The organism is Janibacter sp. CX7, assembly GCF_024362365.1.
Classification (GTDB): Bacteria; Actinomycetota; Actinomycetes; order Actinomycetales; family Dermatophilaceae; genus Janibacter.
In genome coordinates, this window is sequence record NZ_CP101464.1 from 2,853,034 (window position 1) to 2,879,927 (window position 26,894).

Consider the following 26,894-nt stretch of genomic DNA (forward strand, 5'->3'; position numbering starts at 1 on the left):
GAGCGACGATGGAGACCACCCTCCACCGCTTCGTGCGGATCCTGCGGCTGCGCGGTGTCCCGGCGAGCGTCGCCGAGGCCATCGACGGGCTGAAAGCCGCCGCGCAGCCGGGCGTCCTGGAGGACCGCGAGGTCCTCCGGGCCGCCCTCGCGGTCAGCCTCATCAAGGACCGCCGGGACATGCCGGTCTTCGACGAGACCTTCGACCGCTTCTTCTCGCTGCGGCCGGTGCTCACCCAGGACCCCGAGCACGGGCACAGCCACGACGACCTCTCCGACGACGGCGAGCTCACCGAGTTCTCCCTGTCGGAGGAGCCGGGCGACATGCCTCAGGACGGTCACTCGCACGGCAAGCCGGTCGACCTGCACGACTTCTTCCGGCCCGAGGACATGGCGCAGCAGTACAACCTGCACCAGGAGGCCAACCGCCTCGACATGGCCAACCTCACCGACGAGATCGTCCTGTCCGACGGGACCCAGGCCGGCCCCGACGAGGCCGCGCGCGTGCAGATCAGCACCTCGCGGCTGCACAACCCGGGGGCGCCCGGCGATCTCGCCCGCCGGCCGGGCATGCAGGTCGACGCCGAGCTGAGCGTCGCGCAGGAGATGGCCCTGCTCGCGTGGCTCGACGAGTCCTCCGACCTGCCCGAGGGCGACGAGGACGAGGGACCGGAGATGGCGGCGCTGCGCGAGGCGCTGCAGCCCTTCCTCGACGCGCTGCCCGAGCGGCTCAAGGGGTTCCTCGAGGAGCTCATGGCCCGCGAGGCCGAGCTGGAGATGCGCGAGATCGAGGCGGCCCAGGCCGAGACCGTCGACGAGGCCGACCGGGCCGCGCTCGAGGACTCGATCCGCCGGCTGCTGCGCTCGCTGCACGGCGCGCCCCGCCCCCGGCGGCACACCGCGGCCCGCGGGACGATCGACGGCCGGCTGACGATGCGCCGCAACATGCGCTACGACGGCGTGCCCTTCCGCCCCGTCACGGTGAGCAAGGTCGAGGACCGGCCGCGGCTGCTCGTGCTGTGCGACGTCTCGCTGTCGGTGCGGCAGACCTCGCGCTTCATGCTCCACCTCGTCCACTCGCTGCAGTCCGTCGCGGCCAAGGTGCGCTCCTTCGCCTTCGTCCAGGACTGCGTCGAGATCACCGACCTCTTCGCCGACCACCCCGTCGAGGAGGCGCTGTCGCTCGTCATGTCCGGCCTGCCCGCGGGTGGGGTGCTCGACGTCGACGCCGACTCCGACTTCGGGTCCGCCTTCGAGGCCTTCCTCGAGCAGTACGGCGGCGCGCTCAACCGGCGCACGACGGTCATCGTCCTCGGCGACGGGCGCAACAACGGCAACGACCCGCGGATCGAGGTCTTCGAGGAGATCGCCCGGCGGGTGCGCTCGGTCATCTGGCTCACGCCCGAGCCGCGCTACTCGTGGGGCCTCGGCAGCTGCGACCTGCCCCTCTACGCCGAGTCGTGCGACCGCGTGCAGGTGGTGCGCAGCCTCGGCGGGCTCGAGCGCGTGTCCGCCGCGACCGTGGGGGCGGGGACGTGATCCCCGTCGTCGCGAGCGCCGAGCCGCGGCCCATCGACCCGCTCGCCCCCGGGCGGCCCGCCTACGTCGACGACCTCGTCCGGGTCGTGCGCACCGACGGCGAGCTGCCGCGGCGCACCCTGCGGACCGTGCGGACCGAGCACTTCGACATCAGCCACGAAGGGGGCCGGGTCGCCATCGCGCACCGCGTCCCCCTCGAGGAGGTGCACGCCGGTCTCGCGGAGCTGCTCTCCCGGGAGATCTTCGGCCCCGGGTGGCTGCGCGGCGCCGACGCCTTCGAGCGGATCATGACGGGCATCGTCCTGACGTCTGCCGACGACCCGCTGAGCGCGTGGGAGCACTTCTACCGCACGAGCCTGCGCACGATCGAGGCCGCGACCGACCTCGCCGACTCGCCCTCCGCGGGGATGCACGGCGCGGTCGCCGGATACGCCCCCGTCTACGCGCGCGCCGAGGAGGTGCTCGTCGGCGACTCGGTCGTCGAGCTGGGCTCGTGCTTCGGCTTCTTCTCCCTGCGCCAGGCCGGGACCCGCGAGGTGACGGCCATCGACGTCTCCGCAGGGTCGATCCGCCTGCTCGAGCAGGTCTCGGCGCAACTCGGCACGCCGGTGGAGGCGCTCACCGCGGACGCCGCCCACGTGCCGCTGCCCGACGGGTGCGCCGACACCGTCGTCGCGCTCCACCTGCTCGAGCACCTCGAGCCGCAGCACGGCTGGCGGGTCGTCACCGAGGCGGTCCGCCTTGCCCGCCGCCGCGTCGTCATCGCCGTTCCCTACGAGGACGAGCCCGAGGAGCTGTGGGGTCACGTGCGCACCCTCACCCGCGAGGACCTGGCCGCCTACGGCCTGCGCACCGGCCTCCCCTTCGCCGTCGAGGAGCACCACGGGGGCTGGCTCGTGCTCGACCTCGCCTGAGCGAAGGGGATCAGAGCAGGCCGGCCTTGGAGGCCGCGTACACGGCCTCGGCCCGGCGCGAGACGCCGAGCTTGCGCAGGATGTTGCCGACGTGGAACTTCGCGGTCGTCTCGGAGATGAAGAGCTCGGCGCCGATCTTGCTGTTGGACAGGCCCGACGCGAGCAGCCGCAGGACCTCGAGCTCGCGGCTCGTCAGCTCCTTGGGCTGCTCCTCCTCCGCCCCGTGCAGCCCGCGGACCATCGCGGCCGCCGACCGGGCATCGAAGGCGCTGCCCCCGCGGCTCACGTCACGGATCGCCCGGACGAGGCCCGAGGTGTCGACGTCCTTGACGACGTAGCCCCGCGCGCCGGCCCGGATCGCCCGTAGCACGAGCCGCTCGTCGAGGAAGGTCGTCAGCACGAGCACCGCGATGTCGGGGTGGAGCGTCGTGAGCTCCTCGCACAGGGCGATGCCCTCGCTGTCGGAGGAGGTCGAGAGCTTGAGGTCGAGGCAGACCATCTGCGGGGAGAGCTCGGCCACGAGCTCCTTGGCCCGGGGCGCGTCCTCGGCCTCGCCGACGACCCGGATGCCCTCCTCGCGCTGGAGCACCGAGCGCAGGCCCTGGCGCACGATGGCGTGGTCGTCGACGAGGAGCAGCCGGATCTCGTCCTCGTCGGTGGTGCTCGTCGCTGTCGTCATGCTCGTCCCCTCTCACCGGTCCGGTCACCCTGCGCGAGCTGCTCGATGAGGCTGTGCCGCTCGCCGTCCGACGGGACGGGCACCCGGATCTCGACCCGCACTCCCCCGATGCGGGCGCGGCGGAACCGCACCCGCCCGCCGAGGTCGGCCACCCGCGCCTCGATGTTGGCCAGGCCGCGGTGGCTGCCGTCGGTGCTGCGACGCTCGACGCGCAGCAGCCGCCCGAGCACGACCGGGTCGCCGCAGCCGTCGTCGGCCACCGACGCGACGACCTCGTCGGGCCGGTAGTGCAGGCGCACCACCGCCCGCGTCGCCTGCGCGTGGAGCGCGACGTTGAACATCGCCTCGCCGACCGCCCGGGCGATGTCGTGCTCGGCGTCGACGCCCAGCGGCACGGCCTCGCCCGCGACGCGGACCTTGACCTGCAGGTGGCTGCGGTGGTGCTCGGCGACCTCGCGGACGAGGTCGGGCAGCGAGGCGAGGGTCTCGCCCTGGGAGCGGCTCAGCGCGTAGATCGCCCGGCGCAGCTGGCTCACGGCCTGCTGGGTGAGGTCCTTGGCGATGACGAGCTGCTCGTGCATCGGGTCGGCGGTCCCCGACCGTGCCTCGACCTCGCCCCGCGCGATCTCGACCGCCATGCCGGCCGAGAGGACGTACTGCGTCACCGAGTCGTGCAGCTCGCGGGCGATCCGGCCGCGCTCGGTGTCGATGAGCTCGCGCTGCCGGGCCAACTCGAGCCTCTTTTCGAGGCGGTGCAGCTCGTGGGTGCGCTGGTCGAGGTCGCGGGCCTGCGCCTGCACCTCGTCGTAGAGGCTCTGCGCCCGGCGGTGCTGGCGCTGGCCCTCGAGATACTGCTCCGACGTGTGCAGCGAGACGGCGGCCTGGTTGGCGAGGATCCGCAGCACCGCGAGGTCGCCGGGCTCGGGGTCCGCGGCCAGGCCGTGCAGCCCGGCGAGCGCGCCGACGGGGATCCCGGCGAGCACGACCGGCACCCGCACCCACGGCCCCTCGTCGGCCGTGCGCACCGCGAGACCCGCACGGATCGCGCCCAGCTCGCGGCGCACCATCGGCGGCAGCTGCTCCTCGTCGTCGACGGGGGTGGTCTCCCCCTTCGCCAGGGCGAGGACGCGGGGCCGGGCCCCGATGAGCCGGCCGTCGGCGATCGCGAGGATCATCCACTGCGCCTCGAGGTGGGACGCCGCCGCGCGCACGACCTCTTCGAGGAGTCCTCGCGGACCCTCGTGGGTGCGCACGAGCGCCCGGGAGATCGAGTCCATCGCCCGCACGGCCCGCTGGGTGCGCTCGTCGGAGCGGACGTAGGCGCGGTAGTAGGACCCCTTGCCCGAGCGGACACCGGTGAGCGCCTCGAGGTCGGGGGCCGACCGCGGGGTGCTCACAGCGCGCCCCGGAAGAGCGCCCGGATGTCGTCCTGGTCGGCCGCCCGCGGGTTGGTCGTCAGGCAGGCGTCCTCCAGGGTGGTCGCCGAGAGGGAGTCGAGGTCCTCCTCCCGCACGCCGAGGTCGCGCAGGCCCCGCGGGACGCCGACGTCGTCGGCCAGCCGGCGCACGTGGTCGGCGAGCAGCTCGGCGGCCTCGTCGCCCGGCACGTCGCCGACGGTCAGCCCGGCCGAGCGCGCCAGCCCGACGAAGCGGTCGGGCGCCGCACGGGCGTTGTAGCGGATGACGTGCGGCAGCAGCACGCCGTTGATCACCCCGTGGGGTGCGTCGAGGAGGCCGCCGACCTGGTGGCTCATCGCGTGCGTCGCGCCGAGGATCGCGTTGGTGAAGGCCATGCCGGCCTGCAGGCTCGCCTGCGCCATCTTGCCCCGTGCCCCGAGGTCGAGGGGGTGGTCCATCGTCTCGCGCAGGTGGCCGCAGACGAGCCCCACGGCGCTCAGCGCCTGACCGTCGGCGATCGGGTTGTGCGCCCGGGAGACGTACGACTCGACGGCATGGGTCAGCGCGTCGAGACCGGTCGCGGCGTTGAGGTCCTCGGGCATCGTCGTGAGCAGCCGCGGGTCGGTGATCGAGATGTCCGGGACGAGGGCGCGGCCCATGATCGTCAGCTTCACCCGGCGGTCGGTGTCGGTGACGATGCAGAACTGCGAGACGTCGGCGCCCGTGCCCGAGGTGCTCGGGATGATGAGCACCGGCGGGATCGGCGCGTCGACCTTGTCGATACCCGCATAGTCGCGGATGTCGCCGCCGTTGCCCGCAAGGACCGCGACCCCCTTCGCCGCGTCGGCACAGGAACCCCCTCCGATGGCGACGATGACGTCACCACCCACCTCGAGGTAGCGCTCGTAGGCGGCGGCGATCTCGTGGTCCTTGGGGTTGGGAGTCACCGAGGTCCACACCGTCGGCTGGAGACCCTCGGCCCGGAGGAGCAGGACGAGCTCGTCGACCCAGCCCGCCTCGACGATGCCCGGGTCCGAGACGACGAATGGACGCTGCGCGCCCAATCGCGCTGCGGCACGGCCGGATTCGTCGAGCGAGCCGGGGCCGAAGAGGATCTCCGGGGCGTGGAACTTCAGGAGGAAGGGGCCGTCGGACGGACCGGTCACCTCGGACGCGGACTCCGGGTCCGCGTGTCGGTGTCGGCTCGTCGTCGTCGACGTGATCCCTCCCGGTCTCATCCGGTCACCGTAGCCCCACGTCGGGGTGCACGGTAGGTCGACGGAGCAGACCTACCCGATCGGGTAGGTGGGTGCGCACGCGACCAACCTTCGACCAACCTCCCCCGTCCTACGGTCGGCCCAGGACGACTTCGCAACGGTGCGTCGTCGATTGACCCCAGGAGGCAGACATGGCCGTCTACAGCCCGCCCGGCAGCTCGGACTCGACCATCGAGGTCAAGGAGCAGTACGACAACTTCATCGGTGGCGAGTGGGTCGCCCCGGTGAACGGCGAGTACTTCGACAACATCACCCCGGTGACCGGTCAGGTCTTCACCCGGGTCGCCCGTAGCACCGCCGAGGACATCGACAAGGCGCTGGACGCCGCGCACGCCGCCAAGGACGCGTGGGGCCGCACCTCGACCACCGACCGCTCCAACATCCTGCTCAAGATCGCCGACACCATCGAGGCCAACCTCGAGGACATCGCGGTCATCGAGACCTGGGACAACGGCAAGGCCGTGCGCGAGACGCTCGCCGCCGACATCCCGCTCGCGGTCGACCACTTCCGCTACTTCGCCGGCGCGATCCGTGCCCAGGAAGGCAGCATCTCGGAGATCGACCACAACACGATGGCGTACCACTTCCACGAGCCTCTCGGCGTCGTCGGTCAGATCATCCCGTGGAACTTCCCGATCCTCATGGGCGTGTGGAAGATCGCCCCGGCGCTGGCCGCCGGCAACTGCATCGTCCTCAAGCCGGCCGAGCAGACCCCGTGGTCGATCCTCAAGGTCGTCGAGCTCATCGCCGACCTGCTGCCCCCGGGCGTGCTCAACGTCGTCAACGGCTTCGGCGTCGAGGCCGGCAAGCCGCTCGCCTCCAGTCCCCGCATCGCCAAGATCGCCTTCACCGGCGAGACGACCACCGGCCGGCTGATCATGCAGTACGCCAGCCAGAACATCATCCCCGTCACCCTCGAGCTCGGCGGCAAGTCGCCCAACGTCTTCTTCGACGACGTCGCGGCCGAGCAGGACGCCTTCTACGACAAGGCGCTCGAGGGCTTCACGATGTTCGCCCTCAACCAGGGCGAGATCTGCACCTGCCCCTCCCGCGCGCTCGTGCAGCAGGGCATGTACGAGCAGTTCGTCGGCGACGCCGTCAAGCGCGTCGAGGCGATCACGCAGGGCAACCCGCTCGACACCGAGACGACGATGGGCGCCCAGGCGAGCAACGACCAGTTCGAGAAGATCAAGAGCTACCTGGCGATCGGCCGCGAGGAGGGCGCCAAGGTGCTCACCGGTGGCGAGTCGGTCGACCTCGGCGGCGACCTGTCCGGCGGCTACTACATCGCGCCGACGGTCTTCGAGGGCAAGAACTCGATGCGGATCTTCCAGGAGGAGATCTTCGGACCGGTCGTCTCGCTGACCTCCTTCGCCGACGAGGCCGAGGCGCTGCAGATCGCCAACGACACCCTCTACGGCCTCGGCGCCGGCGTCTGGTCGCGCAGCGCACACACGACCTTCGCCATGGGGCGCGGGATCCAGGCCGGTCGCGTGTGGACCAACTGCTACCACCAGTACCCGGCCCACGCGGCCTTCGGTGGCTACAAGCAGTCGGGCATCGGGCGCGAGAACCACAAGATGATGCTCGAGCACTACCAGCAGACGAAGAACCTGCTCGTCAGCTACGACCAGAACAAGCTCGGCTTCTTCTGATCGAGCCGGACCGAAGGGAGTCCCCCGCCATGGGTGCACGCGTCGACCTCACCGACGAGGCAGGAGCGCTGCTCGCGAAGCTCGAGCAGCGCCACGGCCCGCTGATGTTTCACCAGAGCGGCGGCTGCTGCGACGGGTCGTCGCCGATGTGCTACCCGGCGGGGGACTTCCTGACCAGCGAGGCCGACATCAACCTCGGCACGCTCACCGGCGAGGGCTTCACCCCGATCGAGTTCTGGATGAGCGTGTCGCAGTACGAGTACTGGAAGCACACCCACCTCACGGTCGACGTCGTCCCGGGGCGCGGTTCCGGCTTCTCGGTCGAGGCACCCGAGGGCGTGCGCTTCCTCATCCGGTCGCGCCTGATGACCGAGGACGAGCTGCGGGAGTTCGACCTGCTGTAGCGGGCTTCGCGGCTCGCTGGCGCTCGCACCTCAGCCACCGTGGGTCGAGGTGGCCGAGCGCCAGCGAGGCCCTCGAGACCGCGCACCAGGTCTCGAGGCTCGTCGCAGAGCTCCTCACACCTCGACCACCGGTGTGGACGGGGCGGGTGAGACGGGCCGGGCCGGGGCGACCGGGCGCGACTACGGTGGGCAGGTGACCGCCCCGCTTCTCACCGCTGCCGCCGTCGACGAGGCGGCAGCCCTGCTCGCCGATGTCCTGCCGCCGACCCCGCTGCACCGCAGCGAGCGCCTGTCGGCCGCGACCGGCGCCGACGTCTGGCTCAAGCGCGAGGACCTGCAGCCGGTGCGGTCCTACAAGTTGCGAGGCGCCTTCACCCTCATCGCCCACCTCAGCGAGGAGCAGCGCGCGAAGGGAGTCGTCGCCGCCTCCGCGGGCAACCACGCCCAGGGGGTCGCCTTCGCCGGCCAGCGCCTCGGCGTCAAGGCGCGGATCTACCTGCCGCGCAACACTCCTCGGCAGAAGCGCGACCGCGTCGCAACCCTCGGCGGCGACATGGTCGACGTCATCGTCACCGGTGAGGTCTACGACGACGCAGCACGCGCAGCCGCGGCAGACGCTGCGGAGTCCGGTGCTGTCGTCGTGCCGGCCTTCGACGCCCTCGACACCATGGCCGGTCAGGGCACGGTCGCCGTCGAGATCGCCCGCCAGCTCGGCCGCACCCCCGACCTCGTCACCGTGCCCGTCGGCGGGGGCGGGCTGCTCGGCGGGATGGCGACGTGGATGGCGGCCCACTCCTCGAGCACGCGGCTCGTCGGGGTCGAGCCCGAGGACGCCGCCTCGATGGCCGCCGCCCTGGCCGCCGGGGCTCCGGTCGACCTCGAGACGGTCTCCCCCTTCGTCGACGGGGCGGCGGTGCGGCGGGTCGGCGACCTGACCCACGCGGCGGTCGACGCCACCGGCACCGAGCTGACGTCCGTCGCCGAGGGCGCGATCTGCGTCGAGATGCTCGCGATGTACCAGACCGACGGGATCATCGCCGAGCCCGCCGGTGCCATGGCGACCACGGTCCTCGCCGACCTCGACATCACGCCCGGGTCGACCGTCGTCGCCGTCGTCTCGGGCGGCAACAACGACGTCTCGCGCTACGCCGAGATCGTCGAGCGGGCGCTCATCCACGAGGGCCGCAAGCACTACTTCCTCGTCGACTTCCCGCAGGAGCCGGGCGCGCTGCGGCGCTTCCTCGACGAGGTGCTCGGGCCGGACGACGACATCGCCTACTTCGAGTACGTCAAGCGGAGCAACCGGGAGACCGGGCCAGCGCTCGTCGGCCTCGAGCTCGGCCACCCCCGCGACCTGCTGCCGCTGCTCGCCCGCATGGAGACCTCGCCACTCACGATCGAGCGGGTCGACCCGGGCAGCCCGCTCTTCCGCTTCATCGGCTGAGGGCCTTCGGCGGAATACCCCCCGGGGGGTATCCTGTTGGCCAGTGCACGACCCCCAGGAGGATCACATGGCCGGCTACAGCGGCAGCAAGGACGACTACCTCAAGCGGCTGCGCCGCGTCGAGGGGCAGATCCGCGGCATCTCGCGGATGGTCGAGGAGGACACCTACTGCATCGACATCCTCACCCAGGTGTCGGCGGCAACCAAGGCGCTGCAGGCCGTGAGCCTGGGCCTGCTCGAGGACCACGTCGGGCACTGCGTCGTCGACGCCGCGAAGGAGTCCGACGAGGCCGCAGCCGAGAAGGTGGCCGAGGCCAGCGCCGCCATCGCCCGCCTCGTCCGCTCCTGAGCGGCGACGCGCCCCCTTCGCCTCCCTGACCCTCCAGACCCGACCCGGGACAATGAGCCGCATGAGCACCACCACCGCGTCCGACCCCGTCGCCGAGCCCGAGGCGTCCGACCGCAGCGTCGACCTGGCGATCACCGGCATGACCTGCGCGTCGTGCAGCGCCCGCATCGAGCGCAACCTCGGCAAGATCGACGGCGTCACGGCCACGGTCAACCTCGCCACCGAGCGGGCGAACGTGACCCACCCGGCCGACGTCCCGGTGGACGAGCTCATCAAGACCGTCGAGGCCTCCGGCTACGGCGCCTCGGTCCTCGAGCGCGAGTCGCGCCTCACTCCCCCGACGCACACCCCGGTCGAACGCGACGACCTCAAGCGGCGCGCGGTGGTCGCCGGCGGACTGGCCCTCGTCGTCCTCGTGCTCGCGATGGGTCCCTGGGACTTCGCCGCCAACCCGTGGATCCAGTGGCTGCTCGCCACGCCGGTCGTCGCGTGGGCGGCATGGCCCTTCCACAAGGCCGCATACCTCAACGCGCGCCAGCTCGCCTCGACGATGGACACCCTCGTCAGCCTCGGCGTGAGCGCCGCCTACCTGTGGTCGACGGTCACCCTCCTCACGGGCGCCGGGGCCGACGGGCACTACTACTTCGAGACCGCGGCGGTCATCACCGCCTTCCTGCTCATCGGGCGCTGGCTGGAGGCCCGCAGCCGCGACGAGGGGCGCTCCGCCCTCACCGAGCTCATGGACCTCGGGTCGAAGGGGGTCGCCGTCCAGCGGATCGACTCCCGCAGCCGGGCGACGACCGAGGTGATCCTGCCCCTCGACGAGCTGCAGGTGGGCGACCACTTCATCGTGCGCCCGGGTGAGAAGGTCGCCACCGACGGTCGCGTCATCGACGGGTCGAGCTCCATCGACACCTCACTCGTCACCGGCGAGTCGGTGCCGGTCGACGTACGCTCCGGCGACCACGTCGACGCCGGCACGGTCAACACCTCCGGGCGGCTCGTCGTCGAGGCGACCGCTGTCGGGGCGGACACGACCTATGCGCAGATCGTGCGGCTGGTCGAGCAGGCCCAGACGGGCAAGGCCGACGTCCAGCGGCTGGCCGACCGGGTCTCCGCGGTCTTCGTGCCGGTCGTCCTCGGGCTCGCGCTGCTCACCTTCGTCGGGTGGTGGGTCGGCTCGGGCTCGGCGACCACCGCCCTCGGTGTCGCCGTCTCGGTCCTGATCATCGCCTGCCCCTGCGCGCTCGGCCTCGCGACGCCAATGGCACTGCTCGTCGGCACGAGCCGCGGCGCGCAGCGCGGGGTGCTCATCAAGGGCGCCCAGGTGCTCGAGGACACGCGCAGCGTCGACACTCTCGTGCTCGACAAGACCGGCACGATCACGACCGGCGTCGCCCAAGTCACCGACCTCGCCGCCGCGCCGGGGCTGCACCCGGCGGCCGTGCTGACCGCTGCCGCGGCCGTCGAGACGGGCAGCGAGCACCCGATCGCCCGGGCCATCGTGCGTCGGGCCCAGGACAAGGGCATCAAGATCCCGGCGATCCGTGACTTCGAGGCGCTGCCCGGGTCGGGCGCCGTGGCGACGATCAAGAACACGCGGGTCACCGTCGGGCGCGCCGACCTCTTCGACGAGGTGCCGGCCGAGCTCGCGACCCTCGAACGTCCCGGCACGACGGTCTTCGTCGGCTGGGACGGCATCGCCCGCGGAGCGCTGACGGTGGCCGACGAGATCCGCGAGACCTCTGGCGAAGCGATCCGCGCGCTGCGGGCCGAGGGGCTCGAGGTGTGGCTGCTCAGCGGCGACAACGAGCACAACGCGACGACCATCGCGGCCCAGGTCGGCATCGAGCCCGAGCACGTCGTCGCGGACGTGCGGCCGCAGGACAAGCACGACGTCATCGCCGACCTGCAGGAGCAGGGGCGGGTCGTGGCCATGGTCGGCGACGGGGTCAACGACGCCGCCGCGATCGTCAAGGCCGACCTCGGCATGGCGATGGGTACCGGCACCGACGTCGCGATGGAGTCGGCCGACATCGTCCTCGTGCACGCCGACCTCGAATCGGTCCCCCGCGCCATGCAGCTCTCCCGAGAGACGCTCGCGACCATCAAGCAGAACCTCGGCTGGGCCTTCGGCTACAACATCGTGGCGATCCCGCTGGCGATGGCCGGGCTGCTCAACCCGATGATCGCCGGCGCCGCCATGGCCCTGAGCTCGATCCTCGTCGTGCTCAACTCCCTTCGCCTGCGCCGCTCGATCTCGGACTGAGCCTGCGCACGAGGTGCCGGGCTGCGGACCAGCCGGGCCCATACGCCGCTGCTCCAAAGTACGAGCCAGCCCACGAGGTGCGGGACTGGCGGCCCAGTCGGGCCCATGCGCCGCTGCTCCGGAGTACGAGCCGCGCGAACCCTGACTCGCCGTACGGAGCAGCGGCGTAGCCCGTCCCGAGGCTCCCCAACCCCCCGTCACCCGGCCACCACTCCCGGCCCAAAGTACGGAGCAACGGCGTAGCCCGTTCCGGCGCTCCCCACCCCCCGTCACCCGGCCACCACTCCCGGCCCAAAGTACGGAGCAACGGCGTCGTCACTCCCCCGCGCCCCCGGGGTCCCGCGCAACGCCGCCCGCCCGCGGGCAGACGATCGGCCGGGCACCACCCCTGACAGGGTGCCCGGCCGATCGAGTTCGGGGCCGTCGGCGCCGCGCTGCGGCGCCGACGGCGGGTGCTCACAGCTCGGCGTTCCACGCCTCCTTGTAGGTGAGCTTGCCGCCCGTCTGCATCAGGGCGCGGCGGTAGATGCGCTCGGCGACGAGGATGACGCCGGCGGTGGCCACCGCGAGGATCCCCAGGCTGATCAGGGCCTGCCACCACTGCGACTCGCCCGACACCAGGCGCATCGGCTGCAGGACCGCCGAGAAGGGCGGGATCCACGCGAGGACCTCGACGACGCGGCCGGTGGCAAACATCGCGCCGAAGAACATGAACATCAGCAGCATCGTCACGGGCATCGACGTCGACTGGATGTCCTCCTGACGCGAGGCGAGCGCACCGGCCACCGCGTAGAGCGCGGCGATCATCGTGAAGCCCGCGATGAAGAAGACGACGAACCACGCCAGCCCGCTCGTGAAGCTCGGCAGCATGTCGCCCCAGTCGGTGAAGCTCACCCCGACGACCGCCACGGCCGCGTAGAGCAGCAGCTGGGCCACCGCGAGCACGACGGCCGCGATGAGCTTGCCGAAGAGCAGGTGCCGCAGCGGGATCGACGTCGCGATGATCTCGACGATGCGCGACTGCTTCTCCTCGGTGACGCTCATGGCGAGGTACATCCCGAAGATCACCGCGGACATGTAGAAGAGGATCGCCATGCCGAAGCCCACCGCCTTGGCGATGCCCTGCTGCTCGGCGTCACCATCGAGGATGTCGGTCGTGACGGCGGTCCCCTGTTGGAGGGTGGCGACGTCGGTGCCGGCCTTCTCGGCATTGGCGGCGAGCACGGTGCTGCTCACCGTCTCGGTGGCGATGTCCCGCAGCCCAGCGCTGACCTCCGAGCGACCGACGAGCTCCCAGCCGTCGTCGGCGGGGTGCAGCCAGGCGTCGGCGGACTCGTCCATGACGGCGGCCCTGGCGGCCTGCGCGTCGTCGACGTCGACGAGCGTGATCGTCACCTTGTCGTCGATGTCGGGAGCGGCCGCGACGATCGACTCCCCCATCTGCTGCGACTGGGTGGTGACGGCGAGCTCGTAGGTGACCTCCTTGTTGGCATTCCACGCCTGGAATCCGAAGACCGCGACGAGGATGACGAGCGACAGCAGGGTCGACCCGATGAAGGTCTTGTCCCGCAGCCGCACCGACAGCTCACGCTGGGCGACGAGGGCCCAGGCGCTGCGGGTCGAGGTGGACTCGGTGCCCGACCCCGTCGAGGTGGGCGAAGGGGAGGTCGTCACGGTGCTCATGCCGTCACCTCCCGGTAGACCTCGGACAGCGGCGGCACGATCGGCGTCAGCTCCGTGACGCCCCCTCGGCGCAGCCCTTCGGCGAGGACCTCGCCGAGCACCCGCTGGCGCTCGGCCTCGGCGTCGGCCGAGAGGTCGAGGATGGCCGTCGGGCCGTCCACGTCGAGCGCGGTGACCCCGGCGACGTCACGCACCCAGCCGGCGTCACGCACCGCGACGAGCTTGTGCCGGCGCGGGGCGCCACCCCGCAGCTCGGTGGGCGTGCCGGTGGCGCGCACCGTCCCCTTCGCGAGGATGACGAGCTGGTCGCACAGCCGGTCGACGAGGTCGAGCTGGTGGCTGGAGAAGAGCACGGGCACCCCGCGCGCCGTGTGCTCGCGCAGCAGATCGGCCATCGAGTCCACGGCGTCGGGGTCGAGGCCGGAGAAGGGCTCGTCGAGGATGAGCGCCGCCGGCTCGATCATCAGCGCGGCGGCGATCTGCACCCGCTGCTGGTTGCCGAGCGAGAGCGACTCGACGGTGTCGTCGGTGCGCTCGCCGAGGCCGAGGCGCTCGAGGAGGGTCATGACCGACTCCCGCGAGCGCCGGGCGCTCAGGCCGCGCAGCTGGCCGAGGTAGATCAGCTGGTCGGCGACCTTCTGCTTCGGGTAGAGCCCGCGCTCCTCCGGCATGTAGCCGATGGTGCGCTGGTCGGCGGCGGTGATCGGCCGGTCGCCCCAGAGGACCCGCCCCTCGGAGATCGTGAGGACGCCCATGATCATGCGCATCGTCGTCGTCTTGCCGGCGCCGTTGCCCCCGACGAACCCGGTCATCTGCCCCTGCGGCACCGTGAAGTCGACGTGGTCGACGGCGGTGAAGTCACCGAACCGTCGCGTCAGCCCCTCCACTGTGATCGTCTGCGGTGTCCTGTCCATGCCCCCAACGCTAGGGAGCACGGCGCGTCAGCAGATCAGCCACGGGGATGATCTTGGGACGAAGGGGGTCTCCCCCCACGGGTGGAGCGCTCAGCCCGCGATGCCCGCCTCGTGCGCGAGGATCACCGCGCCGACGCGATCCCGCACCTGCAGCTTGGCGAAGATGCTCGACACGTGCGTCTTGACCGTCGCGGCGCCGATGACGAGGTCGGCGGCGATCTCGGAGTTGGAGCGGCCGGCGCCGATGAGGCGCAGCACCTCGAGCTCACGCTCGGTGAGCTGGCCGAGCAGGTCGGCGTGCCGGCCCGGCCCGCCACCGGCGGCGGGCGCCGTCATCTGCGCGATGACCCGCTGGGTCACCTCGGGGGCGAGCAGCGCGTGCCCGTGCCCGACGGCGCGCAGGGCGTCGACGAGCTGGTCGGCCTCGGCGTTCTTGAGCAGGAACCCGCTCGCCCCGGCCTCCAGCGCGTCGAAGAGGTAGCTGTCGGCGTCGAAGGTCGTCAGGATGATGACCCGCCCGAGCCCGGCGGCGACGATCTCCCGGGTTGCGGCGATGCCGTCCATGACCGGCATCTGCACGTCCATGACGATGACATCGGGCCGCTGCTCCCGCGCCATCTCGACCGCCTGCCGCCCGTCGGACGCCTCACCGACGACCTCGAGGTCGTCCTCGACCGAGAGCATCATCGCGAAGCCCGACCGGATGATCGGCTGGTCGTCGACGAGCAGCACCCGCAGCCGCCCGCCGGTCCCGCCCCCTGCGGGCGGAGGCAAGCTCATCGCGCACCCTCGGAGCGAAGGGGGATCCGCGCCCGGACCCGATAGCCACCCAGCGGTCGCGGCCCGATCTCGACGCTCCCGTGGTGCGACTGGACCCGCTCGCGGATACCGAGCTGGCCCATGCCGGTGCCGGAGGTGCCCGGGAGCGGCCGGCCGTCGTCGGTGACCTCGACCTCGGCGTGCTCGCCGTCGACGCGCACGGTCACGCGCGCGGTGCGGGCGGTCGAGTGCTTCGTGACATTGGTCAGCGCCTCCTGGGCGGTGCGGTAGAGGGAGTGCCCGATCGATGCCGGCACGGCGTCGACGTCACCATCGCGGGCCTCGACGACCTCGTGGACCACGGTCAGACCCGACCCGCTGCGGGCCTGCGCCATCTCGGCGATGTCGCCGAGCGTCGGCTCCGGGGCGTGGCCGTCCGCGGCGGCCGGGGACTCTCGCATCCGCAGCGTGCCGAGGAGCCCACGCATCTGCGTGACGGCGTCGCGGCTGCCACCCTCGATCCGGGCGAGCGCCCCCTTCGCCGCCTCGGGGTCACGGTCCATGACCCGACGGGCCGCGGCCGCCTGCACCCCGATCCCGGAGACGTGGTGGGCGACGACGTCGTGCAGCTCGCGGGCGATGCGCAGACGTTCGTCGATGACGGCCGCCTCGCGCAGCTGCTCGGTCTGCTCGCTGATCGTGACGGTCTGCTGCTCGAGGTGCGCCCGCTGCCGTGCGGATCGCCAGGCGACCTGCCCGCCGAGGACGGCCCCGCCGAAGTACAGGACGTTGATGGCCCCGAGCATGAGCGGGGCGGCGACGGTCGCCGGGACCCACGCGTCGGGGTCGCTCGCCTCCACCATGTCGCCGAGGACCTGGCCGACGGCGATCCCCCAGATCAGCCAGAGACCCATCGCGAAGATGATCACCGAGTAGACGAGGGCCATCGCGCGACGGTTCCTCGCCCACGCGACGCCACCGAGGACGACGAGGAAGTAGGCGATCTGCGTCGACAGCAGGCTCGCCATGAGCGGCTCGAGCGTCGAGATCGCCCAGTAGGCGACGGAGCCGCCGATGACGGTGGCGAGCGGGAAGCGTCGCCGGGTGAGCAGGAAGAGCGCGGGCACCGCGGTGTAGAGCCACTGCTGCCACCGCGGGGCGTCGATCTCGACGAGCCCGCCGAGCGCGCGCATCAGCTCGAGGACGAAGAGCGAGGCCGCGACGACCGCGAGGGTGAAGAGGAGGTCCCCGCGGCTGATCGTGCCGCCGGGACGGACCCAGTCGTCGTCGAGGGCGAAGAAGTCGCCGACGCGCTCCGACCAGGCCATGGGGTGCCGGTCAGAGGGTGACCGGGCCACCCGGGGTGTTGAAGGTGACCGACATCAGGCCGGGCGTGCCGTGCGGCGCGACGAAGTCGAAGGTGATGACCGACGAGGTCTCCTCCGGCGTGCGCCCACCGAGCCAGTCGGTGACGCGGGCCGGGTCGCCGGCGATCATGAGCGAGGCGATGGTGACGTCGGTCGACGCCTCCTGCGACGGGTGCGGCGAGCCCTCGCCCCACTTGACGAAGAAGGGCAGCTGCGGGTCGGCGAGGGTGCCCTTGATGCCGATCTGCTTCCAGAGGAACTCGCGACCGTCGGAGAGGCGACGGTTGCCGTCGACGGCCTTGCGGTCGAGGCGCTCCTCGACCTTCTCGATCTCGTCGTCGACCCGGATGACCCAGCCCATCCAGCCGCCGCCGGCCTCGGAGCGGGCGCGCACGACCTGGCCGAAGGGGGCCTTGTCGGAGCTGGGGTGGTCGAGGACCTCGACGATCTCGACGTAGCGCTCGTGGGCGAGCGGCAGGATCATGTTGCGCGTGCCGAAGCGCGGGTGGATGCCCCCGTCGACGGGAGTGACGCCCAGGGCATCGCCGAGGCGCTCGGCCGTGGCCTTGACACCGGACTGGTCTGCAGCATAGGAGACGTGGTCAACGCGCATGCAGGCATCGTGGCACAGGGCAGCGCCCGCCCCGTAATCGGGGTGGCACGGGGGTGCGACGAGCGTGCCGAAGGGGGGCGGCCCGGGCCGCGTCAGCCGGCCCGCCGCTGGCGCACGGCCTCGTAGACGACGATCGCCGCCGAGGTGGCGACGTTGAGCGAGTTCGCCTGTCCCACCATGGGGATCCGTACGCGGTGCTGGGCCCGCGCGAGCGCGGCGTCGGTCAGGCCGTACTTCTCCGAGCCGACCGCGACGGCCACGGCACCGGTGAGATCGGCGTCGGTGTGCTCGACGTCGGTGTCGGGGGTCGTCGCGACGACCGCGACCCCGTGCTCGGCGAGCCAGGCCCACGCCTCGTCGGTGCTCGCGGCCGCGACCGGCACCGAAAACACCGTGCCCTTGCTCGAGCGGATGACGTTGGGGTTGCCCCAGTCGGTCACCGGGTCGGCCGAGAGCACGAGCGCGACACCCGCCGCGTCGGCGGTGCGCAGCATGGCGCCGAGGTTGCCCGGCTTCTCCACCCCTTCGCACAGCAGGACGAGGGCGTCGTCCGGCAGGTCGACCTCGTCGAGGCCCAGCCCGGGGGTGGGCACCTTGGCGAGGATGCCGTCGGGCCCCTCGCGGTAGGCGACCTTGTCGAAGGCGGTGCGCCCGAGCTCGACGACCTCGGCCCCGAGGCCGCGGGCGCGCTCGACGAGCGCCGCCCCGACGTCGGGGTCGAGCATGAGCTCGGGGCAGTGGAAGACCGTGAAGGGGCGGACACCGGCGTCGAGCGCGAGGGTGGTCTCCTCGAGCCCCTCGACGAGGGTGGTCCCGGTGGTCTCGCGGGCGCGACGGCGACGCAGGGTCACGAGGTCCTTGAGGCGCTGGTTGGCCGGCGAGGTGATGACGAGATCGGACATGGCGGGTCCAGCATGCCGCACAATCGCTGGATGCCGACCGACCGCCACGTGTCCCCCCTTCGCGTCGTCGTGGCGGTGGCCGCGATGGTCGCCGTCATGCTGCTCGTCGCGGCGCTGGGCGAGTGGGTGATCATCCCCTCGTCGGCGCTGCGCGAGCTGGACGAAGGGAGTGCCTCCCGGGCCGTCGCCCTGCTCGCCGACCACGACGGCCTGGCCGAGGCGGCGCGCGTGTGGTCCGACCTCAGCGGACCGTGGGTGGTGCACCCGATCGTGGCGATCGCCGCCGGCGCACTCGTGCTGCGGCGCCGGATCACCGCCCGGGCCGGGGTGGTCGTCATGGCGATCGGCCTCGTCGGGTGGGCGCTCGGTGCGGTGGCCAAGGAGATCGTCGAGCGACCACGACCGGCGCAGGCGGTGCTCGAGGTCGGCAGCTTCAGCTATCCGAGCGGGCACGCGACCAACATCGCGCTCGGCGCGGTGCTGCTCATCGCCCTCGCCCGGGCCGCCGAGCGGGCCTGGATCCGCTGGGGCACAGCGCTGCTCGCGCTGCTCGCCGTCATCCTCACCGCCGCCGACCGGATCCTGCTCGGCGTCCACTACGTCACCGACGTCGCCATGGGGCTGGGCTTCGGCGCTGCCGCCGCGACCCTCGCCCTGGCCTGCCTCCCCCTTCGCCCCAACTCTGCAAAACCCTAGGGTCTTGCAGATTTGACAGCCCCTAACTCTGCAAAACCCTAGGGTCCTGCAGGGTCAGGGGCGACGTCGGCGAGCCGGCCGTCGCGGATCGCCCAGCGGCGAGTGAGGCCGAGCCGGCCCAGGAAGTCCTCGTCGTGGCTGACGACGAGCAGCGCGCCCTCGTAGGCGGCGAGGGCGTCGACGAGCTGGTCGACGCTGTCGACGTCGAGACTGTTGGTCGGTTCGTCGAGCACGACGAGCTGCGGCGCCGGGTCCGCGAGCAGCACGCTGGCCAGCGCCACGCGGAAGCGTTCGCCGCCGGACAGGCCCGCGACCCGCCGCTCCGCGAGCGCGCCCCGGAAGAGGAAGCGCGCCAACGACGCCCGCACCTGCTGCGGCGGCACCGTCGGCGCAGCCGCCCGGACCGTCTCGAGGATCGTCAGCTCGTCGTCGAGCTCGATCCGCTGCGGCAGGTGACCGACCTCGTCGATGCGCCCGACGCACCTCGCCACCGGCTCCACCGCCACGGGCAGGCCGAGGACTTCTCGCAGCAGGGTGGTCTTGCCGGCGCCGTTGGGCCCGGTCAGGGCGATTCGCTCCGGCCCGCGGACCACGACGGGACGAAGGGGGTCCCCCGCACCTGCTCCAGGCACCGCCGCGTCGGGCGCGACGGGCTGCAGGGTGAGCACGGTGCGCCCTGCCGGCACCCGCGTCGCGGGCAGCTCGATGCGCACCGACCGGTCCTCGCGGACCCGTGCCTCGGCGTCGGCGAGCGAGGACTCGGCCCGCTGCAGCCGGTCGTCGTGGATGTCGCGGTGTTTGGCGGCGGACTTCTCCGCCTGCATGCCCCACGTCTTCATGACGATCTTCGGCGCCCGCTTGCTCGCGTAGTCGCGGTCGGCGATGCGCTGCCGGCCCGCGAGCTTGAGCTCGGCCTCGATGCGATCGCGCTTCTGCCGACGCAGGTCCTGCTCTGCGGCCTGCACGGCGTCGGCGGCCGCCTGCTGCTCGGCGTCGATCGCCGCGCGGTAGACCGACCACGGCCCGTCGAAGCTCCGCAGCTCCCGCCCGTGCACCTCGACGATGCGGTCGACGTGCTCGAGAAGCTCGGTGTCGTGGCTGACGACGACGAGCGACCGCTGCGTCGGCCAGGCGTCGATCGCCGCGACCAGCCGGTCGCGGGCGGCCCCGTCGAGGTTGTTCGTCGGCTCGTCGAGCAGCGCGACATCGGCCCGCTGCAGCTGGAGGGCGGCGAGCCCGACGGTGACGACCTCACCTCCCGAGAGCGTGCCGAGCCGACGGTCGAGCAGGTCGGGCCCTGCGGGCAGGCCGAGGGCGGCGAGCGTCGACATGGCCTCGGCCTCTATGCCCCAGCGGCCTTCTGCCACATCAAAGTTCGCCTGGTCGAGCGACCCGGCCTCGATGGCGCCGATCGCCGCCAGCACGGGCGCGATGCCGAGCGCCTCGGCCGCGGTGCGCGTGGTGTCGAGGCCGAGCTGCTGCGGCAGCGTGGCGACCGTGCCCGCGACGTGCACGGCGCCGGAGGTCGGGGCGAGCTCGCCGGCCATGAGGCGCAGCAGGGTCGTCTTGCCGGAGCCGTTGCGCCCGACGAGGCCGGTGCGGCCGTGGCCGAAGGACCCGCTGACGTCGTCGAGGGCACGGGTGCCGTCGGGCCAGTCGAGGGTGAGGTGGGTGAGGGTGACGAGGGCGTCGGCCCCGGTGGTGGGTGCTGACATGGGTGATCTCCTGCCGTGGCGGCGAGCGCACGCCGACGGGACTCGCGGTGCGTGGGCCGCGGTCGGTCGCGCTGGTCAGTCGCGGGAGATCTGGTGCCGCATCAGGCGGGTCATCACCTCTGGTCGGGGGGACCGGGCGCTGTCACCGACCGGTCGGACCCGACAAGGGTAGGGACTCCCCCTTCGCCCCGGCAACCGGTTTTGCCGAACCCAGCTCTGCACAACCCTAGGGTCCTGCACGGTCACGGCCGCCAAACTCTGCACAACCCTAGGGTCTTGCAGAGTTCCGGGGACGAAGGGGAGGTCAGATCCGCTGGTGACGTGCCCTGGCGAAGCAGTAGAGGCCGAAGGCCACGAGACCGGCCGCGACGACGGTGAGCAGCGCGGGGCCGAAGGGCTCGTCGCGCAGGGACTTCAGGGCGCCGTCGAGACCGTCGGCCTCCGAGGACTGGTGCTGGACGGCGGCGATGACGAAGAAGGCACCGACGAGGGCGAGGACGCCTCCCTTCGCCGGGTAGCCGACCATGCCGGCCACCGTCGCGAGGCGCCCGGGGTGCTCCTCGAGGTCGTCGAGGAACGTGCGGGTCACGCCCTTGTAGACGTGGTAGCCGCCGACGGCGATGACCGCGACACCCACCGCACCGACGAGGACCTGGCCGGCGGGCGCCTTCATCAGGGTCGCGGTGACGTCCTGGGAGGACTGCTCCGAGGAGGACGACGAGCCGGAGCCGACGGCGAACTGCGCTGCGGTCCAGGCGATCGCGGCGTAGACGAGCGCCTTGCCGACGGCCTTCACCCGGTCGGCCGCACCGCTCTCGCCGACGCTGGGACCGACCGCGACGGTCAGCTGCCACAGCACGAGAGCGGCGAGCCCGACGACGATGACCCACATGAGGACGGTGCCCGCGGGGTTGCTCGCGAGGGTCGCCAGCGCGCCGGACTGGTCGGCCTGGCCACCGCCGCCCCAGCCGACCCGACCGGCGGTCCACCCGAGGACGATGTGCAGGAGCCCCGAGACGACGAAACCGACGCGGGCCAGCGTCTCGAGGGCGGGGTGGTCGCCGACCTTGCGGGCGGCATCGGTGGCGGCGTCATGGGCGTCGCCGAGATCAGGAGAGTGGCTCACGGGGACATGATGCCCCCGCCGGGGCCCTCCTCAGTGGAGCGGAGCGAGGGCGTCTGCGAGACCGTCGTCGTCGACCGACCCGGTCGTCTCGTCGGCGGCCGCGACGACCTCCGGCGGGGCACCTCCCATGGCGACGCCGCGGGCGGCCCAGCGGAGCATCTCGAGGTCGTTGCGCTGGTCCCCGGCGGCGAAGGTGCACGAGGGCTCGATGCCGAGCTTGCGCCGGACGAGCTCGAGGGCCGAGCCCTTCGACACGCCCTCGGGGGCGAGGTCGAGCCACGCGGTGTAGCCGACGGCATAGCTCACGCCGTGCAGCCCGATCCGCTCGACGAGCTCGAGGAAGTCCTCGCTCTGGCCCTCGGGGTCGTGGAAGCTCACACGGGTGGTCGGCCGGGCGACGAGCTCCTCGAAGGGGACGACGACCTGCTCGCCCTGCAGCACGCCCTCGGGGTAGGGCCGGGCGACCTTGAAGCCGACGCCGACCTCCTCGACCGCGACGAGGATGTGCGGCGCGTGCTCCATGACGAGCGTCAGCGCCTGCCGCGGGTCGAAGGTCACCGTCTCCTCGACGAGGTACCCGTCGGGGGCCGTCGGGTCGAGCCGCACGGTCACGGCGCCGTTGGAGCACACGGCGAACCCGTGGCTGAGATCGAGCGCCCGCAGGACCGGCAGGGTCGCGACGACCGATCGGCCCGTCGAGATGACGATCTCGTGGCCGGCGTCGGAGACTGCGCGGATCGCGTCGCGCGTGCGCTCCCCGAGCTCTCCGGCGTGGGTGACGATCGTGCCGTCGACATCCAGGGCGACGAGGTGCGGCTCCATGGTCGCCACGCTATCTGCCGTGCCCCTTCCGGTCCCTGAGTGGGTCCCACGCTCCGCGTGGGCGGTCGCGAAGCGACCGTCTCGAAGGGCTGTCAGGTGGGCGGGGTCAGCCGCGGGCGGCGCCGAGCTTCCAGTAGCCCGAGAAGGTGATGGCCCGCTTGTCCATTCCGACCTCCTGCACGAGGTGACGCCGAAGGGAGGTCGCCAGCCCCGACTCCCCGCACAGCCACGCGTAGTCCAGGTCGGCGGTCAGGTCCGGGGCGGTCGCGAGGGCGGCGAGCACGGCGGTGCCCGGCGCGGCGTCGCCGCGCTCGTGGACGGTCACCGCAGCCGGGAGGTCGAGCCCGTCGAGCACCACGCGGGAGCCGACCTCGACATGCGCCTCGATGCCCTCGCCGAGACCCGGCAGGCCCCGGCGGAAGCGCTCCTCGAGGATCGCGAGCAGCGCAGGCACGGCCGTCTCGTCCGCCACGATCAGCTGACGGGGCGCGTCCCACGTCGAGTACAGCGCGCCACCGGAGCGGAAGCCGGCGGTGTCGCCCACGGCGGCCGTCGTCGCCCACGCCGAACCCGGCCCGGAGTCACCGTGGGTGACGATGTCGACGTCGAGCTCCCCTTCGTCACGACGCAGCGCGCGCACGGTGTACCAGCGCAGGCCCGGCTGCTCGCTCTCGGGCATGTCGGCGATGGCGGTGCGCACATTGGTCCGCTCGGGGTCGGGCAGGTGCAGCCGGCCGTCGGCGCCGGGCATGAGCAGGCCGAAGTACTCGTCGGGGCCGAGCAGCTCGTAGCGGGTCAGCTCCGGCGCACTCAGGGTGATCCGACGCATGACCGGGTTGAGGTCGACGACCCGCGACACCGTGACGGTGAACTGCGACTCCTCCGGACGCTCCGCGTAGTCGGCCATCGTGCGGCGCGCGTAGGCGCGGGCGGCGCCGAGGACGACGCGGTCCTTGAGCTCGGCGATCTTCATGACTCTCCTGGTGCCGGAATCGACTGACTTAGGAGAGCCTAACCTCTTCGGCCTGCTTTCCCCAGACCGGACCGACGTGCCGGCTCAGGCGAGCCCGAGCTCCTCGAGCCCGAAGACGTGGCGGTACTCGAGGCCCGCCTCGGCGAACTTCTCCGCCGCACCGGTCGCCCGGTCGGCGATCGTCGCGACGGCGACGACCTCGGCGCCCGCCTCGCGGGCGGCATTGGCGGCCTCGAGCGGCGAGTTGCCCGTCGTCGAGGTGTCCTCGACGATCAGGACGCGGCGACCGGAGATCGACGGGCCCTCGATGCGCTGCTGCAGGCCGTGCGCCTTGCCCGCCTTGCGCACCACGAAGGCGTCCAGCCGCTCCCCCTTCGCCGCGGTGGCGTGGAGCATCGACGTGGCGACCGGGTCGGCGCCGAGGGTCAGCCCGCCGACGGCATCGAAGTCCAGGTCGGAGACCAGGTCGAGCATGACGCGGCCGACGAGCGGGGAGGCCTCGCCGTCGAGGGTGATGCGGCGCAGGTCGACGTAGTAGTCGGCCTCCTTGCCGGAGGAGAGGGTCACGCGTCCGTGGACGATGGCCTTGTCCTTGACGATCTCGAGCAGGCGGGCGCGGTCGGCGGCGATGTCAGTCACGCCCGCAGTCTATGGACTACGTTGGCGCCAGCGTCGCGTGCCGGTGGCAGACCGTGCCAAGCATGGAGGCGCCGCACCCGAAGGAGGACGCGCGATGCGCGCACCCCACCCTTCGCCCTCGCATGACTGAGGGCGAGCACATCCGGATCATCGCCTGGGCACACGAGCTGCGGGCGGTCCACCGCCGCCTCCGCGAGGCCCTCGAGCTCGTGCGCACGGCCGGGACCGACCCCGCCGCCGCCCGTGACCTGCTGCTGTACTGCCGCGGGTTCTGCACGGCCCTCACCCGCCATCACGAAGGGGAGGACCGTCACCTCTTCCCCGCGGTCGCCGCCGCGCACCCCGAGCTCGCCGAGACGCTGCGCAAGCTCACCCAGGACCACTCGATGATGAGTCACCTCATCGGCGGGCTCGAGGCGGCGCTCGACCGCGACGCCCACCCGACGTGGTGCGCTCGCACGTCGAGGGGCTCGGCGCGATCATGGAGTCGCACTTCCGCTTCGAGGAGCGGGCGCTGCTCGAGGTCCTCGAGACGCTCGACCTCCCGACCGACCCCGCCGCCGTCCTCGGCCCCCTCTGAACTCTGCACAACCCTAGGGTTCTGCGAAGTTCAGAACGCAAAACCCTAGGGTTTTGCAGGGTTGGGCTGGGCCCCGTCACTGCGGTCTCCGGCGAAGGGGAGGTCAGTCCGGCTTGCGGTGCAGCGCCGTGATGCGCGGGTTGCGCACGATGGCGCGCGGCAGGTGGCGGGCCACGGCGACGATCGCCTTGTACTGCGCGCTGGGCACAGAGACGACCCGTCCGCGCTCGGAGTCGGCGAGGGCCTGGCGCACGAGGTCGCCGGCGTCGAGCCAGAAGGGCCCCGACCGCTCGCCCTTGTCGATGCCCGCCCGCTCGTGGAACTCGGTGCGCACGTAGCCCGGCAGCAGCGCCATGACCTGCACCCCGGTGCCGGCGAGCTGCCCGGAGAGGGACTCGGTGAAGGTCGTGACATAGGACTTCGCCGCGGCATAGGTGCCGCTCGCGCTCAGGCCGGCGACCGACGAGACGTTGATGATCCGCCCGCTCCCCCGCCCAACCATCGCGGTCGCCGCCTCGTGGCTGAGGACGAGCACGGCGCGCACGAGCACGTCGAGCAGCTGCTCCTCGGCCTCGACGGCGCTGTCGACGAAGCGCGAGTTGAGCGAATACCCGGCGTTGTTGACGAGCAGGTCGACCGGTCGCGACGCGTCACGCAGCCGCTCGGCGACCCGCTCGAGCTGCGCCCGGTCGGACAGGTCGGCCGGCAGGATGTCGACGGCCACACCGTGCCGTCCCGAGAGCTCGCCGGCCACCGCCGCGAGCCGGGCCTCGTCTCGGGCGACGAGGACGAGGTCGGCCCCCTGCGCCGCGAGCTGCTCGGCGAACTCGCGCCCGATGCCGGCGGTCGCGCCGGTGACCAGTGCCGTGCTCATGCGACCAGGGTCCGGTCGAAGAGCTCGCGCAGCTCGCGCCAGTGCCGGTCCTCGCCGGCCTGCTGGTGGCTCGCGGTGTCGGTCATCGTGTAGCCGTGCGGGGCGTCGGGGTAGACGGCGGTCGTCGCGGTGAGCCCGTGCTCGGCGAGCGTGCGGTCGAGCAGCGCGACGCTCTCGGGCGGCATCGACTGGTCCTTGTCGGCGTGCCCGTAGACGAACTCCGCTGTGGCAGAGGCGAGTCGCAGGTGCGGGCTGTCCGGTTCGTCGGTGGCCAGGCGCGCACCGTGGAAGCCGCCGCACGCCGCGACGCTCGGCTCGAGGCCGGCGACGCGGGTCGAGAACTTCGCACCCATGCAGTAGCCGGTGACGCCGATCGGCCCGTCGGTCACGCCGTCGAGCGCCCGCAGCGCCGCCACGTAGTGCGGGGTGTCCCGCTCCATCGCCGGCCCGTCGAGCGCGGCGAGATAGGGCGCGGCGACCGCGCCGTAGGCGGCCCGCTCCTCGGGGATCCGCAGGTCGGTGCGGGGTGTCGTCTCCGCGGCCGTGCCGGAGCGGTACATCGTGTTGGGCGCGAGGACGATGCAGCCCCACGACGCGATGCGGTCGGCCATCTCCTCGATGCGGGCCCGCAGCCCGAGCGCGTCGATGCACAGCAGGACGCCGGGGTGCGGCTGGTCGTCGGGCCGGGCGACGACGGCCTCGGCCGTCCCGTCCGCCGCCGGGATCTCGATGAAGGGGCGCATGCTCCGCACGCTAACGACCCCCCTTCGCCGTGGCCAGCCCCACCCCGATCGCAGGACGAAGGGGGCCGGCTCAGCGCGCCTCGGCCGTCGCCTTGAGCGCGGCGAGCCCCTTGTCGAAGTCCTTGCCGATGGCCTTGTCGAAGAAGAGTCGGCCCATGAGGCTCATCACCGCACCGCGGCGACCGGTCATCGTCCACGAGACGTCGGTGCCACCGCCGGTCCCCGCACCGCCGCTCGGCACGAGGTCGAAGCGCGTGACGTTGGAGGCCTTGAAGGGCTTGAGGAAGTCGAGGTCCAGCACCACCGCGGCGGGGTCCGACGAGGTGATGCGCATCCTCCCTTCGCCGGCCTGCTTGTTGCCCGCCCACTCATAGGTGGCGCCGACACCGCGCTCCGGGCCGGAGTAGGTGCGCCGCAGGTCGGGGTCGACGCCCTCCCACGGCGACCAGTGCACCCACTCGCGGAAGTCGTCGAGGAGAGCGCGCACGGTCTCCGGGTCGGCGTCGACGTGCGTCGACCGGGACAGCTCGAAGTCGGCCATGGGTCAGATCCTGTCACCACC

The 26,894-nt window shown here is 72.3% G+C and carries 26 protein-coding genes and 1 pseudogene; 10 read left to right on the top strand and 17 right to left on the bottom strand.

The genetic code is table 11. The features are described 5' to 3' along the window. The first annotated feature begins 8 nt into the window (after positions 1-8). Together NMQ01_RS14050 and mftM are read left to right on the top strand one after the other, a co-directional pair. Entirely contained in the window at positions 9-1,538 is a 1,530-nt protein-coding gene (locus NMQ01_RS14050) for a VWA domain-containing protein (protein WP_255184523.1), read from the top strand. Next, positions 1,535-2,452, top strand: coding sequence for a mycofactocin oligosaccharide methyltransferase MftM (gene mftM, locus NMQ01_RS14055; protein WP_255184524.1), 918 nt, complete (start codon positions 1,535-1,537; stop codon positions 2,450-2,452). Before NMQ01_RS14050 ends, mftM begins: the two co-directional genes overlap by 4 nt. 10 nt (positions 2,453-2,462) lie before the next feature. Here the strand turns inward: mftM and NMQ01_RS14060 are convergent, their stop codons facing one another. From NMQ01_RS14060 to NMQ01_RS14070, 3 genes are read right to left on the bottom strand one after another with little or no spacing between them, the layout of a single operon-like run. Next, complete coding sequence (locus tag NMQ01_RS14060) at positions 2,463-3,131, bottom strand: response regulator transcription factor (RefSeq protein WP_255184525.1); 669 nt, start codon at positions 3,129-3,131, stop codon at positions 2,463-2,465. Then, positions 3,128-4,528 carry a sensor histidine kinase gene (locus NMQ01_RS14065; RefSeq protein ID WP_255184526.1) on the bottom strand — a complete coding sequence of 467 codons (1,401 nt, stop codon included), beginning with the start codon at positions 4,526-4,528 and terminating at the stop codon, positions 3,128-3,130. Before NMQ01_RS14065 ends, NMQ01_RS14060 begins: the two co-directional genes overlap by 4 nt. Next, positions 4,525-5,766: an iron-containing alcohol dehydrogenase gene (locus NMQ01_RS14070; protein WP_255184527.1), complete on the bottom strand. Its 1,242-nt coding sequence runs from the start codon at positions 5,764-5,766 to the stop codon at positions 4,525-4,527. Before NMQ01_RS14070 ends, NMQ01_RS14065 begins: the two co-directional genes overlap by 4 nt. A gap of 170 nt (positions 5,767-5,936) precedes the next feature. Here NMQ01_RS14070 and NMQ01_RS14075 point away from each other — a divergent pair, with 170 nt between their 5' ends. From NMQ01_RS14075 to NMQ01_RS14095, 5 genes are all read left to right on the top strand, one after another. Then, complete coding sequence (locus NMQ01_RS14075; protein WP_255184528.1) at positions 5,937-7,460, top strand: aldehyde dehydrogenase family protein; 1,524 nt, start codon at positions 5,937-5,939, stop codon at positions 7,458-7,460. A 29-nt stretch (positions 7,461-7,489) separates the two neighbouring features. Then, positions 7,490-7,864 carry a DUF779 domain-containing protein gene (locus NMQ01_RS14080; RefSeq protein WP_255184529.1) on the top strand — a complete coding sequence of 125 codons (375 nt, stop codon included), beginning with the start codon at positions 7,490-7,492 and terminating at the stop codon, positions 7,862-7,864. 193 nt (positions 7,865-8,057) lie between these two features. Beyond that, positions 8,058-9,308: a threonine ammonia-lyase IlvA gene (gene ilvA / locus NMQ01_RS14085; RefSeq protein ID WP_255184530.1), complete on the top strand. Its 1,251-nt coding sequence runs from the start codon at positions 8,058-8,060 to the stop codon at positions 9,306-9,308. Positions 9,309-9,375: 67 nt separating this feature from the next. Next, a complete protein-coding gene (locus NMQ01_RS14090; protein ID WP_072625692.1) occupies positions 9,376-9,657 on the top strand; it encodes a metal-sensitive transcriptional regulator in 282 nt (93 codons plus the stop codon). A gap of 61 nt (positions 9,658-9,718) precedes the next feature. Then, positions 9,719-11,926 carry a cation-translocating P-type ATPase gene (locus tag NMQ01_RS14095; protein ID WP_255184531.1) on the top strand — a complete coding sequence of 736 codons (2,208 nt, stop codon included), beginning with the start codon at positions 9,719-9,721 and terminating at the stop codon, positions 11,924-11,926. A 456-nt stretch (positions 11,927-12,382) separates the two neighbouring features. Here the strand turns inward: NMQ01_RS14095 and NMQ01_RS14100 are convergent, their stop codons facing one another. From NMQ01_RS14100 to NMQ01_RS14125, 6 genes are all read right to left on the bottom strand, one after another. Then, positions 12,383-13,609 carry an ABC transporter permease gene (locus tag NMQ01_RS14100; RefSeq protein WP_255184532.1) on the bottom strand — a complete coding sequence of 409 codons (1,227 nt, stop codon included), beginning with the start codon at positions 13,607-13,609 and terminating at the stop codon, positions 12,383-12,385. Next, complete coding sequence (locus NMQ01_RS14105; protein WP_255184533.1) at positions 13,606-14,523, bottom strand: ABC transporter ATP-binding protein; 918 nt, start codon at positions 14,521-14,523, stop codon at positions 13,606-13,608. The genes NMQ01_RS14100 and NMQ01_RS14105 overlap by 4 nt, the downstream gene beginning before the upstream one ends. A 90-nt stretch (positions 14,524-14,613) precedes the next feature. Then, positions 14,614-15,303, bottom strand: coding sequence for a response regulator transcription factor (locus NMQ01_RS14110; protein ID WP_255184534.1), 690 nt, complete (start codon positions 15,301-15,303; stop codon positions 14,614-14,616). Beyond that, the gene (locus tag NMQ01_RS14115) at positions 15,300-16,610 is read right to left on the bottom strand and encodes a sensor histidine kinase (RefSeq protein ID WP_255184535.1); all 1,311 of its coding nucleotides are present in this window, start codon (positions 16,608-16,610) and stop codon (positions 15,300-15,302) included. The genes NMQ01_RS14110 and NMQ01_RS14115 overlap by 4 nt, the downstream gene beginning before the upstream one ends. 10 nt (positions 16,611-16,620) lie before the next feature. Further along, positions 16,621-17,262, bottom strand: a complete 642-nt coding sequence (locus NMQ01_RS14120; protein WP_255184536.1) for a VOC family protein — start codon at positions 17,260-17,262, stop codon at positions 16,621-16,623. 92 nt (positions 17,263-17,354) lie between these two features. Further along, positions 17,355-18,164: an RNA methyltransferase gene (locus NMQ01_RS14125; RefSeq protein WP_255184537.1), complete on the bottom strand. Its 810-nt coding sequence runs from the start codon at positions 18,162-18,164 to the stop codon at positions 17,355-17,357. A 30-nt stretch (positions 18,165-18,194) separates the two neighbouring features. On the opposite strand from NMQ01_RS14125, the gene NMQ01_RS14130 reads away from it, so the two are divergent. Continuing rightward, on the top strand, positions 18,195-18,860 hold the full coding sequence (locus NMQ01_RS14130; protein WP_255184538.1) for a phosphatase PAP2 family protein: 666 nt from the start codon (positions 18,195-18,197) through the stop codon (positions 18,858-18,860). Positions 18,861-18,898: 38 nt separating this feature from the next. Here the strand turns inward: NMQ01_RS14130 and NMQ01_RS14135 are convergent, their stop codons facing one another. From NMQ01_RS14135 to pyrE, 5 genes are all read right to left on the bottom strand, one after another. Next, entirely contained in the window at positions 18,899-20,575 is a 1,677-nt protein-coding gene (locus NMQ01_RS14135) for an ABC-F family ATP-binding cassette domain-containing protein (protein ID WP_255184539.1), read from the bottom strand. A gap of 304 nt (positions 20,576-20,879) precedes the next feature. Continuing rightward, positions 20,880-21,701 carry a DUF1206 domain-containing protein gene (locus tag NMQ01_RS14140; RefSeq protein WP_255184540.1) on the bottom strand — a complete coding sequence of 274 codons (822 nt, stop codon included), beginning with the start codon at positions 21,699-21,701 and terminating at the stop codon, positions 20,880-20,882. Positions 21,702-21,731: 30 nt separating this feature from the next. Further along, positions 21,732-22,523, bottom strand: coding sequence for an HAD family hydrolase (locus NMQ01_RS14145; protein WP_255184541.1), 792 nt, complete (start codon positions 22,521-22,523; stop codon positions 21,732-21,734). A 106-nt stretch (positions 22,524-22,629) separates the two neighbouring features. Then, on the bottom strand, positions 22,630-23,496 hold the full coding sequence (locus NMQ01_RS14150; RefSeq protein WP_255184542.1) for a siderophore-interacting protein: 867 nt from the start codon (positions 23,494-23,496) through the stop codon (positions 22,630-22,632). A gap of 84 nt (positions 23,497-23,580) precedes the next feature. Further along, positions 23,581-24,135 (bottom strand): orotate phosphoribosyltransferase, encoded by a 555-nt coding sequence (pyrE, locus tag NMQ01_RS14155; protein ID WP_255184543.1) that lies wholly within the window; start codon positions 24,133-24,135, stop codon positions 23,581-23,583. 122 nt (positions 24,136-24,257) lie between these two features. On the opposite strand from pyrE, the pseudogene NMQ01_RS14160 reads away from it, so the two are divergent. Continuing rightward, positions 24,258-24,515, top strand: a pseudogene (locus NMQ01_RS14160) (hemerythrin domain-containing protein); the annotation flags it as partial. A gap of 65 nt (positions 24,516-24,580) precedes the next feature. Next, positions 24,581-24,715: a hypothetical protein gene (locus NMQ01_RS14165; protein ID WP_255186402.1), complete on the top strand. Its 135-nt coding sequence runs from the start codon at positions 24,581-24,583 to the stop codon at positions 24,713-24,715. A gap of 103 nt (positions 24,716-24,818) precedes the next feature. Here the strand turns inward: NMQ01_RS14165 and NMQ01_RS14170 are convergent, their stop codons facing one another. The 3 genes from NMQ01_RS14170 to NMQ01_RS14180 form a co-directional block, all read right to left on the bottom strand. Beyond that, a complete protein-coding gene (locus NMQ01_RS14170; protein ID WP_255184544.1) occupies positions 24,819-25,589 on the bottom strand; it encodes an SDR family oxidoreductase in 771 nt (256 codons plus the stop codon). After that, positions 25,586-26,332, bottom strand: a complete 747-nt coding sequence (locus tag NMQ01_RS14175; RefSeq protein WP_255184545.1) for a dienelactone hydrolase family protein — start codon at positions 26,330-26,332, stop codon at positions 25,586-25,588. The genes NMQ01_RS14170 and NMQ01_RS14175 overlap by 4 nt, the downstream gene beginning before the upstream one ends. Before the next feature lie 70 nt (positions 26,333-26,402). Continuing rightward, a complete protein-coding gene (locus tag NMQ01_RS14180) occupies positions 26,403-26,873 on the bottom strand; it encodes an SRPBCC family protein (RefSeq protein WP_255184546.1) in 471 nt (156 codons plus the stop codon). Between the last annotated feature and the right edge of the window lie 21 nt (positions 26,874-26,894).